This window comes from Rhodanobacter sp. AS-Z3, from assembly GCF_029224025.1.
Taxonomy (GTDB): domain Bacteria; phylum Pseudomonadota; class Gammaproteobacteria; order Xanthomonadales; family Rhodanobacteraceae; genus Rhodanobacter.
Window position 1 is genome coordinate 651,305 of sequence record NZ_CP119392.1, and the last position, 14,348, is coordinate 665,652.

The 14,348-nt window shown below is 63.8% G+C and carries 14 protein-coding genes; 7 read left to right on the forward strand and 7 right to left on the reverse strand.

Annotated elements, in window-relative coordinates; all coding sequences use genetic code 11:
* Window positions 1-26 precede the first annotated feature (26 nt).
* The 4 genes from PY254_RS02805 (at window position 27) to PY254_RS02820 (ending at window position 4,419) form a co-directional block, all read left to right on the forward strand.
* Entirely contained in the window at window positions 27-2,465 is a 2,439-nt protein-coding gene (locus PY254_RS02805) for a S9 family peptidase (RefSeq protein ID WP_281013957.1), read from the forward strand.
* Window positions 2,466-2,575: 110 nt separating this feature from the next.
* A complete protein-coding gene (locus tag PY254_RS02810) occupies window positions 2,576-3,385 on the forward strand; it encodes an SPFH domain-containing protein (protein WP_281013958.1) in 810 nt (269 codons plus the stop codon).
* Between the two features lie 63 nt (window positions 3,386-3,448).
* The gene (locus PY254_RS02815; RefSeq protein WP_281013959.1) at window positions 3,449-4,042 is read left to right on the forward strand and encodes an HAD family hydrolase; all 594 of its coding nucleotides are present in this window, start codon (window positions 3,449-3,451) and stop codon (window positions 4,040-4,042) included.
* A gap of 41 nt (window positions 4,043-4,083) precedes the next feature.
* Window positions 4,084-4,419 carry a hypothetical protein gene (locus tag PY254_RS02820; RefSeq protein WP_281013960.1) on the forward strand — a complete coding sequence of 112 codons (336 nt, stop codon included), beginning with the start codon at window positions 4,084-4,086 and terminating at the stop codon, window positions 4,417-4,419.
* 69 nt (window positions 4,420-4,488) lie between these two features.
* Here PY254_RS02820 and PY254_RS02825 read toward each other — a convergent pair whose 3' ends face one another.
* Complete coding sequence (locus tag PY254_RS02825) at window positions 4,489-5,124, reverse strand: hypothetical protein (protein ID WP_281013961.1); 636 nt, start codon at window positions 5,122-5,124, stop codon at window positions 4,489-4,491.
* Window positions 5,125-5,300: 176 nt separating this feature from the next.
* On the opposite strand from PY254_RS02825, the gene folE reads away from it, so the two are divergent.
* Both folE and PY254_RS02835 read left to right on the forward strand, forming a co-directional pair.
* Window positions 5,301-5,945 carry a GTP cyclohydrolase I gene (gene folE, locus PY254_RS02830; protein WP_281013962.1) on the forward strand — a complete coding sequence of 215 codons (645 nt, stop codon included), beginning with the start codon at window positions 5,301-5,303 and terminating at the stop codon, window positions 5,943-5,945.
* 110 nt (window positions 5,946-6,055) lie between these two features.
* Window positions 6,056-6,760, forward strand: coding sequence for an RNA polymerase sigma factor (locus PY254_RS02835; protein ID WP_281013963.1), 705 nt, complete (start codon window positions 6,056-6,058; stop codon window positions 6,758-6,760).
* A 65-nt stretch (window positions 6,761-6,825) separates the two neighbouring features.
* On the opposite strand, the gene PY254_RS02840 is transcribed toward PY254_RS02835, so the two are convergent.
* The 6 genes from PY254_RS02840 to zwf all read right to left on the reverse strand — a co-directional run bounded on the left by PY254_RS02840 (window position 6,826) and on the right by zwf (window position 13,370).
* The gene (locus PY254_RS02840; protein WP_281013964.1) at window positions 6,826-7,230 is read right to left on the reverse strand and encodes a DUF998 domain-containing protein; all 405 of its coding nucleotides are present in this window, start codon (window positions 7,228-7,230) and stop codon (window positions 6,826-6,828) included.
* A 215-nt stretch (window positions 7,231-7,445) separates the two neighbouring features.
* The gene (locus PY254_RS02845) at window positions 7,446-8,285 is read right to left on the reverse strand and encodes a TlpA family protein disulfide reductase (RefSeq protein WP_281013965.1); all 840 of its coding nucleotides are present in this window, start codon (window positions 8,283-8,285) and stop codon (window positions 7,446-7,448) included.
* Window positions 8,286-8,375: 90 nt separating this feature from the next.
* Window positions 8,376-9,020 carry a bifunctional 4-hydroxy-2-oxoglutarate aldolase/2-dehydro-3-deoxy-phosphogluconate aldolase gene (eda, locus tag PY254_RS02850; RefSeq protein WP_281013966.1) on the reverse strand — a complete coding sequence of 215 codons (645 nt, stop codon included), beginning with the start codon at window positions 9,018-9,020 and terminating at the stop codon, window positions 8,376-8,378.
* A gap of 126 nt (window positions 9,021-9,146) precedes the next feature.
* Entirely contained in the window at window positions 9,147-10,994 is a 1,848-nt protein-coding gene (edd, locus tag PY254_RS02855) for a phosphogluconate dehydratase (protein WP_281013967.1), read from the reverse strand.
* Window positions 10,995-11,074: 80 nt separating this feature from the next.
* Window positions 11,075-11,788: a 6-phosphogluconolactonase gene (pgl, locus tag PY254_RS02860; protein WP_281013968.1), complete on the reverse strand. Its 714-nt coding sequence runs from the start codon at window positions 11,786-11,788 to the stop codon at window positions 11,075-11,077.
* Between the two features lie 118 nt (window positions 11,789-11,906).
* Window positions 11,907-13,370, reverse strand: coding sequence for a glucose-6-phosphate dehydrogenase (zwf, locus tag PY254_RS02865; RefSeq protein ID WP_281013969.1), 1,464 nt, complete (start codon window positions 13,368-13,370; stop codon window positions 11,907-11,909).
* Window positions 13,371-13,593: 223 nt separating this feature from the next.
* On the opposite strand from zwf, the gene PY254_RS02870 reads away from it, so the two are divergent.
* Window positions 13,594-14,346: a GntR family transcriptional regulator gene (locus PY254_RS02870; RefSeq protein WP_281013970.1), complete on the forward strand. Its 753-nt coding sequence runs from the start codon at window positions 13,594-13,596 to the stop codon at window positions 14,344-14,346.
* The last annotated feature ends 2 nt before the right edge of the window (window positions 14,347-14,348 follow it).

Genomic DNA, 14,348 nt, shown 5'->3' on the forward strand with positions numbered 1-14,348 from the left:
GTTTTCTTTTGTCCTGGGGGAACTCCATGCGTCGATTGCTGCTTGCCGGCCTTGTCGCCTTCGCCGTGTTGCCTGCCGCTGCAGCAACCACCAGCACGCCACTGGATCTGGAAACCATCATGGCCAATCCGGACTGGATCGGTCAGGCGGTGGAATCACCGTATTGGAGTGTGGACGGCCGACAGATCTATTACTCGATCAAGCGCGACGGCAGCCAGGTACGTGATCTGTATCGCGTCGATCCGGCCAGCGGTCAAAGCGTGAAGCTGGACCCGGCCGCGCATGCGCAGGCCGACGGACCAGCGGTGTTCGATCGCAGCCACCAGCATGCGGCGTTCGTTCTGCATGGCGACGTGTTCATGGTTGATCTGGCCAGTGGCCGACGCAGCCAGATCACCCGTACGCCGCAGGACGAATCCTCACCGCGCTTCTCCGCCGACGGCCGCGCCCTGCAGTTCCGCGATGGCAACGACTGGTACAGCCATGACCTGAGCAGCGGCGTGACTGCACTGGCGGCGGTATTGACCTTCGCCGACGACCCGCAAGCGAAGCAGCCCGATGCACTGGGCGCGCGCCAGCTGGAATTGTTCAAGACGCTGCGCGATATCAAGGATGACAAGCAGGCCCGCCGCGATCACGCCAAGGAACTTGCCGACGCTGATGCCGGCCGTGCGCCGACGCCGTTCTTCCTCGGCGACAAGATCAAGCTGGTCGACAGCGAGTTGTCGCCGGATGGTCGCTGGATGCTGTTGATCACCGCGCCGAAGAGTTACCAGCCGGGGAAGGCGCCGCAGCTTACCCATTACGTCACCGACTCCGGTTATCCCGTGCAGCAGGAGGCACGTGTCTATGTCGGCCGCAATGATCCGGCGCCGCAGTCGCTGCTGCTGCTTGATCTCGCAAAACATGTGTCCGTGGCGCTGTCCACCGACAGCCTGCCGGGCATCAAGGATGACCCGTTGAAGGAACTGCGCGCACGCGCCGTGGCTGCCCTGCAGAAGGCCGGCAAGGACGACCAGGCCAAGGCATTGAAGGCGCCGGACGTACGCGCTGTGCGCATTGCCGCCGGTGGCGAGGATGGCGGTGGCGGCGGCATTGCCTGGAACGATGACGGCAGTCAGCTGGCGATCCAGTTGCGCGCCATCGACAACAAGGACCGCTGGATTGCCAGTGTCGACTTCAGCAAGCACGCGCTGGTGACCCAGCAGCGGCTCACCGACAACGCCTGGATCAACTGGAACTTCAACGATTTCGGCTGGCTGAAGGATGGCCGCACGCTGTGGTATCTGAGTGAACAGAGCGGCTATTCGCAGCTTTACACCAAGCCGCTTGCCGGCAGTGCCAAGGCATTGACCAGCGGTTCGTTCGAAGTCAGCCATCCGCAATTGAGCGAAGACGGCAAGGCGTTCTACGTGCGCACCAATCAGGTCGCGCCGTACAGCTACGACGTCTATCGCGTGGCTGCCAGCGGCGGCAAGCTGGAGCGTGTCACCAGCTATCAGGGCATGGACGACTTCGCGTTGTCGCCCGATGGCAGCCAGCTGGCCGTGCTGCATTCGTCGCCCTACGTGCTGGCGCAATTGGCGGTGCTGCCCGCCACCGGCGGCACGCCGCTCGAGTTGACCCACACCATGAAGCCGGCGTTCACCGCGCATGACTGGATCGCACCGAAGGTGGTTGAAGTGCCGTCGTCGCACGGTGCCGGCACCATCTACGCGAAGTATTACGGTCCGGCCGACGAGAACACTGCACCGAAGCCTGCGGTGATCTTCGTGCACGGTGCGGGCTACCTGCAGAACGTCACGCTGTCGTGGTCGAACTACTTCCGCGAGCAGATGTTCCACAACCTGCTGGTGCAGCAAGGCTACGTGGTGCTCGACATGGACTACCGCGCCTCGGAAGGCTATGGCCGTGCATGGCGTACCGCGATCTACCGCCAGATGGGTCATCCGGAACTGGAAGACCTGCTGGACGGCAAGGCGTGGCTGGTGAAGAACCATGGCGTCGATCCGCAGCGCGTCGGCATCTACGGCGGCAGCTACGGTGGCTTCATGACCGAGATGGCGCTGTTGCGCGCGCCGGGCGAATTTGCCGCCGGTGCGGCGTTGCGCCCGGTCAGCGACTGGACGCTGTACAACCACGAGTACACGGCGAACATCCTCAACGATCCACAGCTTGATCCGGAAGCATTCAAGGCCAGCTCGCCGATCGAATACGCCGACAATCTGCGCGACCCGCTGCTGATCCAGCACGGCCTGATCGACGACAACGTGCTGGCCGAAGATTCGATTCGCCTGTACCAGCGCTTCATCGAACTGCACAAGAAGAATTTCTGGATCTCGCTGTATCCCATGGAACGCCACGGCTTCGTGCATCCCGATTCCTGGCATGACGAATACCGCCGCATCGATGAATTGTTCGAGACGTATGTGAAGCCGGTGAAGGGCGGCCCAGCCGTTCACTGACCATGGTGTGACGAATCACGGGCCGCCGGCATTCCGATGCCGGCGGCCTTGTTGCATGATCGCTGCGAGTCAAGTTGCATCTTGTTGTCGAATCGAATCGGGGGAACGGAATGAAGAAGCTGCGCTACGCCGCGCTTGCGGCAGCCTTGGTGGTGGCATGCACCGGTTGCACCGTGGTCTCGCCGGATGCCGGCCAGCAGGCCGTACTGATCGACAAGCCGATCCTGTTCGGACATGGCGGGGTGCGCGACCAGGCGGTGACCACCGGGCTGACCTATACGTGGTTCTCCACGCAGCGCATCTACGTCAACATGTTTCCGCAGCAGTACGACGGCAACTTCAGCGACCTGATGTCGAGCGACGGCGTGCCGCTGGACTTCCACGCGATCATCCGCCTGCAGGTGACCGACCCTGTCGCACTGGTGAAGAACTTCGGCCAGGACTGGTACAAGAACAACGTCGAGCAGGAGTTTTTCAACCGGGTGCGCTCGGCGGTGAAGAAGCACGGCATGAACGAGACGGCGATCCAGACCACCGCGATCGACGAGATCGACAGCGAAGTCAGTCGCACGATGAGCGCGTATCTCAGCGACAACAAGCTGCCGATCCGGCTGATCAAGATCACTGTGGGCAAGGCCAATCCGCCGGACGCGGTGCGCAACCAGCGCGTGGAAACGGCGCAGCAGGAACAGCGCGTGCTGACCGAGCAGAAGCGCAACCTCGCTGAACAGTCGCGCAAGGCGGCTGAGCAGAGTCGCGCCGAAGCGGACAATGCCTATCGCCTGGCGATGAACCTCAGCCCGGGCCAGTTCGTCGAGATGGAACGCATCAAGATGCAGACCGAGGTGTGCGCGGCGAAGGATGCCAAGTGCACCTTCATCATCGGCGGTCAGGTCGATCCAGTGGTGAATGTAAAGTAGGCGAAAATCGAGGGCGGCGGCATGCCGCTGCCCTCACGCAAAAACCAAAGGAATGGTTGGTTGATGAATCTTGCCCTGTTCGATTTCGATGGAACCATAACCACCCGCGAAATGTTTTCCGACTTCATGCATTTCGCGGTGACACCGCGACGGCTGGCAAGTGGAAGGTTGCTGCTGGCGCCGGTGGTGATGGGCTACAAGCTGGGCCTGGTCTCCAGCAATGTGATCCGTTCGCGGGCGGCGCGTTTCGGCTTCCGCGGCGTGCCGCTGGCGCGGCTGGATCATGCCGGCGAGCGCTTTGCGCGCGAGGTCTTGCCCGGCGTGTTGCGAACGCAGGCGATGGAACGGATTGCCTGGCACAAGGCGCAAGGCGATCAGGTCGTGGTGGTTTCCGGTGGGCTCGATGTGTATCTGCGGCACTGGTGCCGCCAGCAGGAACTCGGTTTGATCTGTTCCGAACTGGACGTGGTCGACGGCCATCTCAGTGGCCGCTATCGCGGACTCCAGTGCGTGGGCGCGGAGAAGCCGCGTCGGGTATTGGAGCGGTATAACCCGGCTGACTTCGGCTGCGTGTATGCCTATGGCGATACCAGCGAGGATCTTGACCTGCTGGGTATAGCCGACCGAAAGTACTTCAACTGGCAGGAACTGGCCTGAGTGCACCGCACTCGCTTGACCACGAGCTTCCCGGAGGAGCCATGCGCAAACTGTTGATGATGGTGGCGGTGCTGGCCTGCGTGTTGCTGGTTGCCTGCGCCAAGCCGCTGCCGCCCGACAAGTCCGCTTATGCCGGTTACTGGCGCGCGCATGACATGACGTTGTTGATCACCGTGGGTGGCAACGTGGAATACACGCGCCGCGAAGACGGCAAACGCACCTCGATCAATGCGCCGTTGCAGAAGTTCGAGGGTGACAACTTCGTGGTGGGTGTCGGCCCGATGAAAACCATCTTCACGGTATCCACGCCGCCGTATCAGGATCAGGGCGCGTGGCATATGACGGTTGATGGCGTGAATCTGACTCGCGACCAGTGAACTGCTGGCAAGGCACAACGCGCTGCATGCAGCGCGTTGTGCTGATTGCTCAGCGAGCGAAGCGCTGACTCAGTGCAGCGAGGCCAGCTTCACGTTCTTCGCTTTCAACGCCTGCGCCACGTCATACATGGCCTGGTTGAGGATCTTGTGCGTGTTTTCGTCGGCACCATGGCCAAACTTCGCGTCGATGTCCTGCATCACCTGCACATGGATGTCATGCGACAAGGCCTTGTCGAACAGATAGCCCGACCACCACGTGCCATCGGCGGTGGTGCCGGCGGTGACCAACGTGCTGGCCAGCTTCGCACCCTTCAGGTCCGCCGGTGCCGCCGGTAGTTTCACGCCAGCCTCGGTGGCGCGCTTGAGGCCGTCATTGACGGCAAAGGTCATGCCGGCAATGAAATTGTCGGTGGCGGTCTTGCCGTACTGCTTGGTCAGCTTGGCGACTTCGGCGTTGACGGTGTCCTGACCCAGCATGGATACCAGCGCGGTGGCGAAATTGAAGTTGCTCGCGCCACCACCGGCCTCGACCAGCGCGGCAGTGACGTCCAGCGCGGGTGCGCCGTTGTAGGTAACGCCGCCGAACCAGTTCATCGCCGACGCATTCATGGTGTGTGCCGGTGTCGTCTGGGCGGGCTGCGCCTGCACGGCGGTCAGGCCGCCAAAGGTGAGCGCGAGGGCGAGGGCGAAGACAGTCTTGTTCATGGTGATCACTCCTTCGAAAGGGCAGCGTCAGCGAGCGAATGCGCGCTGTAGACGTACCTGTGCGCATGGGATGCAACAGCTCGGCAAGAGGTTCCGGCCGATTGATCCCAACGTGCGGGAACCTCGGACACAGGGCGCACATCCGATGGTTGATCTCCACCGACCAGGGCTTTCCCATGCTCGATTCCGACCCGTCAGTTGACCAGCTCGCCGGCGCCCTGCCACCGGCGGGTGAAATACCTCATCCCAGCCGGGCCGAGGCCGAGGCAGCGGTGCGTACGCTGATCCGCTGGGCTGGCGACAACCCGGCCCGCGAAGGCTTGTTGGCTACGCCGGCCCGCGTGGTGCGGGCGTATGAGGAATGGTTTGCCGGCTACCGACAGGACGCCGCCGGCCTGCTCAGTCGCACGTTTGGCGAAGTCGCGGGTTACGACGAGGCAGTGATTTTGCGCGATATTCCGCTGCAGTCCACCTGCGAACACCACATGGCGGCGATCAACGGCGTGGTGCATATCGCCTATTTGCCGAATGAACGTGTGGTCGGCATCTCCAAGCTGGCGCGGCTGGTCGAGGCGTTGGGTCGGCGCCTGCAGATCCAGGAACGACTGACCGCCGAAATTGCCGATACGCTGACCGAAGTGCTGCATCCGCGTGGGGTGGCGGTAGTGGTCGAGGCCAGCCACGCCTGCCTGTCTTCGCGCGGAGTACGCTTGCATGGCGTGTCGATGCAAACCCGGCGCCTGCTCGGTGAATTCGCGCCGGGGACGCCGCGGCAGGAAATTTTGTCGGCGCTGCTGGGCCGACCCGGGAACCTTGGCTGAGTTCGCTGCATCCCATCGGCGAATTGCTCCGTCGTGCTGCTGGTCTTTCAGCGTGGCGAAGCAAGCTTCGAAACCACCTCGGCTCAAACAGGCGCACAAGGAGAAGCACGATGTCAGCCCATGCCCATGTTGCAACCGTCGACTACGCCGCGCTGGATGACAACGCACTGGTGGCGCTGGTCCGCAGCGGTCAGCGCGAAGCGTTTCGCCACATCATGCAGCGCTGCAACCAGCGCTTGTTCCGGGTGGCGCGTGCGGTGCTTGGCGAAGATGCGGAAGCCGAAGACGTCTTGCAGGAATCCTATATGCGCGCCTACAACAAGCTGGACTCGTTCCGTGGTGATTCGTCCCTGGCGACCTGGCTGACCACCATCGTGCTGAACGAGGCGCGCGGCCGGCTGCGAAAGCGGCACACCATGGTCGATCTGGAACAGGTGGATGCGGCGCCCGACGACAGCCATCAGGTGATCCGCTTCCCGTCGAAATTCGGCAGCGAAGATCCGCTGGTATCGGCCGCCCGCTCACAGATCCGCGGCCTGCTCGAACACGCCATCGACGAACTGCCGCCGGCGTTCCGCACGGTCTACATGATGCGCGACGTGGAAGAGTGTTCGGTCGAGGAAACCGCCACCATGCTGGCGATCAAGCCGGAGACGGTGAAGACCCGGCTGCATCGCGCCCGCCGGCTGTTGCGTGCATCACTGCACGGTCAGTTGGCCAACACCATGAGCGAAGCGTTCCCGTTCATGGGTCAGCGCTGCGCCCGGGTCACTGCTGCCGTGATGGCGCGGCTCGAAGACGCGCAGCCGACCTGACACTGGCAGTAGGGCGGGCACAGCCCGCCGCTGTTGTCGCAACGCCTCGGCGGGCTGTGCCCGCCCTACGCCGCACGATGACGACGAAGCCACAAGGTCGCGAGCAGCAGCCACTCGAGGATCAGCGCGATCACCACGCGTTGTTCCAGCCCACGCGGCATGCCATGCCACAGCACGTCGACCCATAGCGCCACGAAGCTGGTCAGTGCTAAGGCGAAGGCCAATGGAAAGCGTGCTCGCCAACGCGGGTCGGTGCGCAGCCACCACGACTGCAGCAGCATCGCCACGGTGACGCATAGAAAGGCGGCTTGCGCCGCCAGCCCGTGCACGAAGCCTTCCAGGGTCGGTGTGTGTTCGGCCAAATTGCTGTGCGCTACCGCTGTCACGCACAAGCTGATGCCGGCGCAAACGAACAACAGGCACGGCGCCGCACTGCGATGGTGTGCATCGAGCGCGGTAATAACCCGCACCCAGCGCAATCAGGGCGATGGCAAGTACGAAGTACGCCGCCTGCAGTACATGGCCGTACGCATCCAGCAGATAGAAACTCAGCGGCGCGTCGATCCAGTTCAGATCACTGCGCAGCAGCTGCACGACGACTGCGACGGTGATGAACAGCAGCACGCCGGTCAGTGCAATCCGTCCCAGCATGACGGTGATTGGGGCGCGGGAGTCGTTCATTGGCTCAGCGCGGTGCGGAGGTGGGCAGGGCAGTCGATGGCGCCTCTACATCGATCCGCTGCAGGTGCTCGGCCAGCGTCGCGCGCGACAACTCGCCCATGTGTGTATCGCGCAGTCGCCCCTCGGCATCGATGAACAACGTAGTGGGATAGCCGCGCACGTTGTAGTAATTCGATAACTGCAGGTTGGCGTCGATCAGCACGTGCTCCAACGCGAGTTGCTGCACCTTCATGAATTGCTGCACCGCTGCCCCCGATTCGCCCTGGTCAGCGAACACGAAGCGCACCTGCGGCAGCCTGCGCTGCGCTTCGGCCAGCACCGGCATCTCGCGCCGGCACGGTCCGCACCAGGTGGCCCATAGATTGATCACGGTGGGCTGGCCGCGCAGCGTGGCGACGGGGATGTCGTGTCCTTCAAGATCATTCACCACCAGCGCCGGCAACGGCAGTTGTGCCTGCGCGGTCAGTTTGATTGCCAGCAGGCCGGCGAACGCTGCCGCCGCGATGCCAACCGTGACACCAGCAGCCAGCGGCCGTCGCAGCGTTGGCCGACGCCAGCCAATCAGCAGTGCGAGCACGATAACCCCGAGCGCGCCGGCGAGCGGATCGAAACCGTGGTCGCGCACATTCAAAATGCTCAAGGGTTGCTGCACATACTGCGGCCACCAGCCGGCTACGAAGGCTGCACGCGACGCCAGCAGGCCGAGGACGAGAATCAGGAACAGCGGATTGCTCACGTCGGGATAGCCGCGACGATGCAGGAAGCCGGCGGTGGCGAGCCCGGCGATCACGCCGAACAACAACGCCAGCAGGCCGGAGGAAAGCGCGAGTGGTCCGAGATTCACGTGATCAAGTCCTTGTCGGAAGGGCGCGTGTGGATCACGGCGTCCGCGTACAAGAACTACCTTAACCGGTGTCGCCGGAAAGGTGCGCGCTCAGGACAATCCGGCCGCCTCACGCGCCAGCAATTCGATACCGGCCCAGTCGCCTGCAGCGAGCTTGTCTGGCGGCGTGAGCCACGAGCCGCCGACGCAGATCACGTTCGGCAGTTGCAGAAAGTCCGGTGCGCTGGCCAGGCTGATGCCGCCGGTGGGGCAGAAGCAGATCTGCGGCAGCGGGCTGGCCCAGGCGCCGAGCAGTTTGTGACCACCAGCCGGTACCGCCGGAAAGAATTTCAGGTGGCGATAGCCGCGTTCGAGCAAGGCCATCGCCTCACTGGCGGTGGCCACGCCGGGCAGCAGTGGCAGCTCACTGTCGTCGGCTGCGTCGAGCAGGCGTGGCGAGATGCCGGGCGATACGGCGAAGCGGGCGCCGGCCTTGTGCGCGGCATCCAGGTCCTTCGCCGTAAGCACGGTGCCCACGCCGATCATCGCGCCTTCCACTTCGGCGGCAATCGCGCGAATCGCGTCCAGCGCGGCCGGCGTGCGCAAGGTCACTTCAATCGCTGGCGTGCCACCGGCTACCAGCGCGCGCGCCATCGACACCGCCAGCCTGGCATCGTGGATCACCACCACCGGAATCACCGGCGCCAGACGCATGGTGGCTTCGATCTGCTGCTGCTTGTGTTCGATGGTGGTCATGCGGGTGCTCACTGGTTTGCGGTGCGGGTGAGGTAGGGCGGGCACTGCCCGCCGTGTCGCGTGGGGTGAAATGTTGGCGGGCAGTGCCCGCCCTACGCATTCGGTTAATTGTGCGTGCTGTTTGTATCAGACGTCCGCTGCGTGATGGCGGTCGTGGGTGCCGAACACCGTGACACCGGCATCGGCAGCACCGACGGCATTACGCAGGCAGGCGAACAATTCACGGCCCATACCAACATGGTGGCCGGACAGATCAACGTGCGCCTGCGGGCGTGCGGCCCATTCGGCGGCGTCGACCTTCGCTTCCAGCGTGCCGGCAATCGCATCCAGCCGCACGATGTCACCATCGCGCAGTTTGCCCAGCGGGCCGGCGTCAATCGCTTCGGGGGTCACGTGAATCGCTGCCGGCACCTTGCCGGAAGCGCCGGACATGCGTCCGTCGGTGACCAGCGCCACGCGATAGCCGCGCGCCTGCAGCACGGCCAGTGGCGGCGTCAGTTTGTGCAGCTCGGGCATGCCGATCGCCTTGGGACCCTGGAAGCGCACCACCGCCACGAAGTCGCGATCCAGCTCACCGCGATGGAACGCGGCTTGCAGCTCTTCCTGCTCGTGGAAGATCACGGCGGGTGCTTCGACCACCATGCGGTCGTCCGGCACCGACGATACCTTGATCACGGACGTACCCAGGTTGCCCTTGAGCACGCGCACGCCACCGTCGGCGCGGAACGGCTCGTTCGCCGGACGCAACACGGTGAGGTCGCTGCTGTGGGTGACTTCGTTCCAGACCAGCTTGCCGCTCTCGTCCAGCGTCGGCATGCGACGGTAGGCGGCCATGCCCTCACCCCACACCGTACGCACATCGCCATGCAGCAGGCCGGCGTCGAGCAGGCTGCCGATCAGGAACGGCATGCCGCCGGCCTGATGGAAATGGTTCACGTCGGCACTACCGTTCGGATACACCCGCGCCAGCAGCGGCACCGCGGCGGACAACGCATCGAAATCTTCCAGCGTCAGCACGATGCCGCCGGCGCGTGCCATCGCCACCAGATGCAGCAACTGATTGGTGGAACCACCGGTGGCGTGCAGGCCGATCACCCCGTTGACGATGGTGCGCTCGTCGACGACACGGCCAATCGGGTTGTAGTTCTCGCCAAGCGCGGTCATCCCCACGGCCTGATACACGGCAGCGCGGGTCAGCGCTTCGCGCAGCGGCGTGTTAGGGCTGACGAAGCTGGCGCCCGGCAAATGCAGCCCCATGATCTCCATCAGCATCTGATTGGAGTTCGCGGTCCCGTAGAACGTGCAGGTGCCGGGTGCGTGGTAGGAAGCGGCCTCGGCGTCCAGCAACTCGTCGCGGGTTGCCTTGCCCTCGGCGTGGAGCTGCCGCATCTTGGACTTCTCGTCGTTCGACATGCCGCTGGGCATCGGGCCGGACGGCACGAAAATGATCGGGATATGGCCGAAGCTCAGCGACGCGATCAGCAAGCCCGGCACGATCTTGTCGCAGATGCCGAGCATCAGCGCGGCGTCGTAAGTGTCGTGCGACAGCGAAATCGCCGTCGCCATCGCGATCACTTCGCGCGAGAACAGCGACAGCTCCATGCCGGCGCGACCCTGGGTGATGCCGTCGCACATCGCCGGCACGCCACCGGCGACCTGGGCCACCGCGCCCACCAGTCGTGCGGCTTCGCGGATCTGCCGGGGATACGGTTCGTACGGCTGGTGCGCCGAAAGCATGTCGTTGTACGCGGTGACGATGCCGACGTTCGGCGTGATCTTGCCGCGCAAAGCCGCCTTGTCGGCATCGCTGCTGGCGGCGAAAGCGTGCGCGAGATTGGCGCAGCCCAGGCGGTGACGGTAGACACCCTGGCTGCACGCCTCGTCGATGCGCGCGAGGTACGCCGTGCGCGTGGGGCGGCTGCGCTCGACGATGCGTGCGGTGACTTCGGCGACGACAGGGTGCAACGTGGTCATGATTTATTACCGTGTTTTGTAGGAGCGCACCCTGTGCGCGAAAATCAATCAAGAGAGCAGAGCAGCGGACCGGGCAGCGCTCAAGGACACCAGTACACCGCCACCGGCACGCGTTGCTGGGTCAGCACGGCACGCACGGGGTAGTCGCGCGCGGCACCAAGGCCAAGGCGCGCATCGGCGAGCAGGTCGCGTTTCTTCGCGCCGGAAACCAGCAAGTACAGCGAGCGGGTTTCCAGCAAGGTGGCCAGGGTCAGCGTGATGCGCGGCTCGCCGGCACCTTCGGCATGCATCGGCAGCACGCGGGCCGATCGGTCCAGATCAAGTGCTTCGGCAAGATGGTCGCCGCCGGGAAAGAACGACGCAGTGTGGCCATCGTCGCCCATGCCGAGCACCACCGCATCGAACGGCAATGCCAGCGCAGCGATGCGCGCATCCGCGGTGGCCAGCCCGGCTTCCGGCGTAGCGTCGCCGGTGTATAGCGGGACAAACGTTGCGTTGGCAGCGGCGTGTTGCAGCAATAGCGACTGCACCAGTCGCGCGTTGGAGCGCTCATCGGTTTCGGGCACCCAGCGCTCGTCGACCAGGGTGATCTGCACGCGACCCCAGTCCAGTGTCTCGCGCGACAGTCGCTCGAACAGATTCTTCGGCGTGCTGCCACCAGACACCGCCAGCGTGGCATGGCCGCGTTCGTTCAGCGCTGCACGTAGCCGATCGGCAATACGTTCAGCGAGGGCGGCAGCCTGCGCGTTGCAGTCGGTGAAACTATGGGTGGTGACGTTCAGTGATGGGGTCATGGCTGATGATGGCGCTGCGGACAATCAAAGACTGCCGGTGCGCGTCGTGTTGAGGAGAAGGCTGAAGCCTGCGCCACGCGTCGGGATGGCAAGGTGAATGCTCGTGGCGAAGGACGACTCACTCACTGTCTTCATTCCAGGTGCGACCATCGCGTTCGATCAACGCCACTGCGGCGCTCGGACCCCAGCTGCCGGACGCATACGGGCGCGGCGGCTCGTTGCTGTCAGCCCACGCGGCGAGGATCGGGCCGGCCCAGTGCCATGCCGCTTCCACTTCGTCGCGGCGCATGAACAAGGTGGGATTGCCACGCACCACGTCGAGCAGCAGGCGCTCGTAAGCGTCGGGTTGCTGCACGCCGAACGCTTCGGCGAAGCTCATGTCCAGCGGCACGTGGCGCAAGCGGAGGCCGCCGGGGCCGGGGTGCTTGATGGTCAGCCACAACTTAACCCCTTCGTCAGGCTGCAGTCGCAGCACCAGCCGGTTCTGCGCCAGCGTGCCGGACTCGCTGCCGAAGATCGAATGCGGCACCGGTTTGAAGGTCACGGCGATTTCCGACACCCGGCTGGGCAGGCGCTTGCCGGTGCGCAGGTAGAACGGTACGCCGGCCCAGCGCCAGTTCGCGATCTCCGCTTTCAGCGCCACGAAAGTTTCCGTATTCGATTTGTTGTTGCCCAGTTCTTCCGGATAACCCGGCACGCTGGCGCCATCGGCCACGCCGGCGCGGTACTGTCCGCGCACGGTGAGCTGGGCAGCGTTGCTGGCGTCGATCGGCTTGAGCGAATGCAGCACCTTCAATTTTTCATCGCGCACCGCATCGGGTGCCAGTGATGAGGGTGGTTCCATCGCCACCATGCACAACAACTGCAACATGTGGTTCTGCACCATGTCGCGCAGTGCGCCGGCGCGGTCGTAGTACGCGCCGCGATGACCGACGCCGAGCGTTTCAGCCACGGTGATCTGTACGTGGTCGATGTGGCCGGCATTCCACAGCGGTTCGAACAAGGCATTGCCGAAGCGCAGTACCAGCAGGTTCTGCACGGTCTCCTTGCCGAGGTAGTGATCGATGCGGAAAGTCTGCGATTCGCTGAACACCTTGCCGACGGCGTCGTTGATCTGGTTCGCGCTGGCGATGTCGCGGCCGATCGGCTTCTCGAGCACCACGCGCGAGGCGCCTTCGTTGAGCTTGTAGTGACCTAGCCGTGTGCAGATATCGACGAAGAGTTCGGGCGAGGTCGACAGGTAGAACACGCGAATGTGCTCGGGCTGGCTGCCGATCAGTTCCGCAAAATCGTCCCAGCCTTCGTCCTTCCGCGCGTCCAGCGGACGGTAGAACACCTGCTGCAGGAACACGTCGAGCTGGCGCGCATCGCAAATACCGATCAGTGCCTCGCGCAAATGGGCGCGATAGCTCGCGTCATCCAGTGGCTCGCGCGCCACGCCGACGATCCGGGCACTGCCGGGAATCTGGCCGTCCAGAAAACGATGGAACAATGCGGGCAGCAACTTGCGCAGGGCAAGGTCGCCGGTGCCGCCGAAGATCACCAGGTCGAACGGGTCGACCGATTGGGTAGAAGCAGTCACGCAGTTACCTCGACACGATGCCGGATGGCGGGCACGGCTTGTGGGTTCGTTTTGCCCGAGTTCGTGAAGATAGTACCAGTGAAATACCAGAGCGACTAGCCGCCTGCATACGAATTCATTGCACTTACAGAATCTCCCGTAATGCCGGGTTTTGTTGCGTCTGAAACCACTTTCGATGCCGTGGACTTGCGGTTAGTGGTTTGCCATTGGTATCTTTGTCATCATGGAAATTGCCCTGGCCAACGAATACCGCCGGATCTGTGAAGATCCTGCCACCCATCAGCCGCTGGCGTATTTGCGGCTGCGGCGGGCGATCCGCAACATCGTCGAGCACCGCGATATCGAGCCAGGTCAGGCGCTACCCAGCGAGCGTGATCTGTCACAGATCCTGAAGCTGTCGCGCGTCACCGTGCGCAAGGCAATCGCCGGGCTGGTCGAGGATGGTCTGCTGACCCAGCGCCATGGCGCCGGCACCTTCATTGCCGAGCGCATCGTCAAGCCGATGTCGCGCCTGACCAGCTTCACCGAGGATTTGCGTGAGCGCGGCCTGCGTCCGCGTTCGGAATTTTTCGAACGGGTGATGGGCGAGGTCACGCCGGAGGAATCGATGGCGATGAACTTGTCGCCCGGTTCGCTGGTGGTGCGCCTGCATCGCGTGCGTTACGGCCAGGACGAGCCGCTGGCGATCGAGCGCAGCGTGGTGCCGGCCAGCGTATTGCCCGATCCGATGCTGGTGCACGACTCGTTGTACGAAGCGCTGGAAAAACTCGGTGCCCGGCCACGCCGCGCGCTGCAACGCCTGCGTGCGGTATCGCTGAACGCACAGCAGGCGCGCTTGCTGCACGTCAACGTGGGCAGCGCCGGCTTGAACATCGAGCGACGCAGCTTTCTCGACGACGGAAGTGTGGTCGAGTTCACCACCTCCTGGTACCGCGGCGATATCTACGACTTCGTTGCCGAACTGCATACTGACTGAAG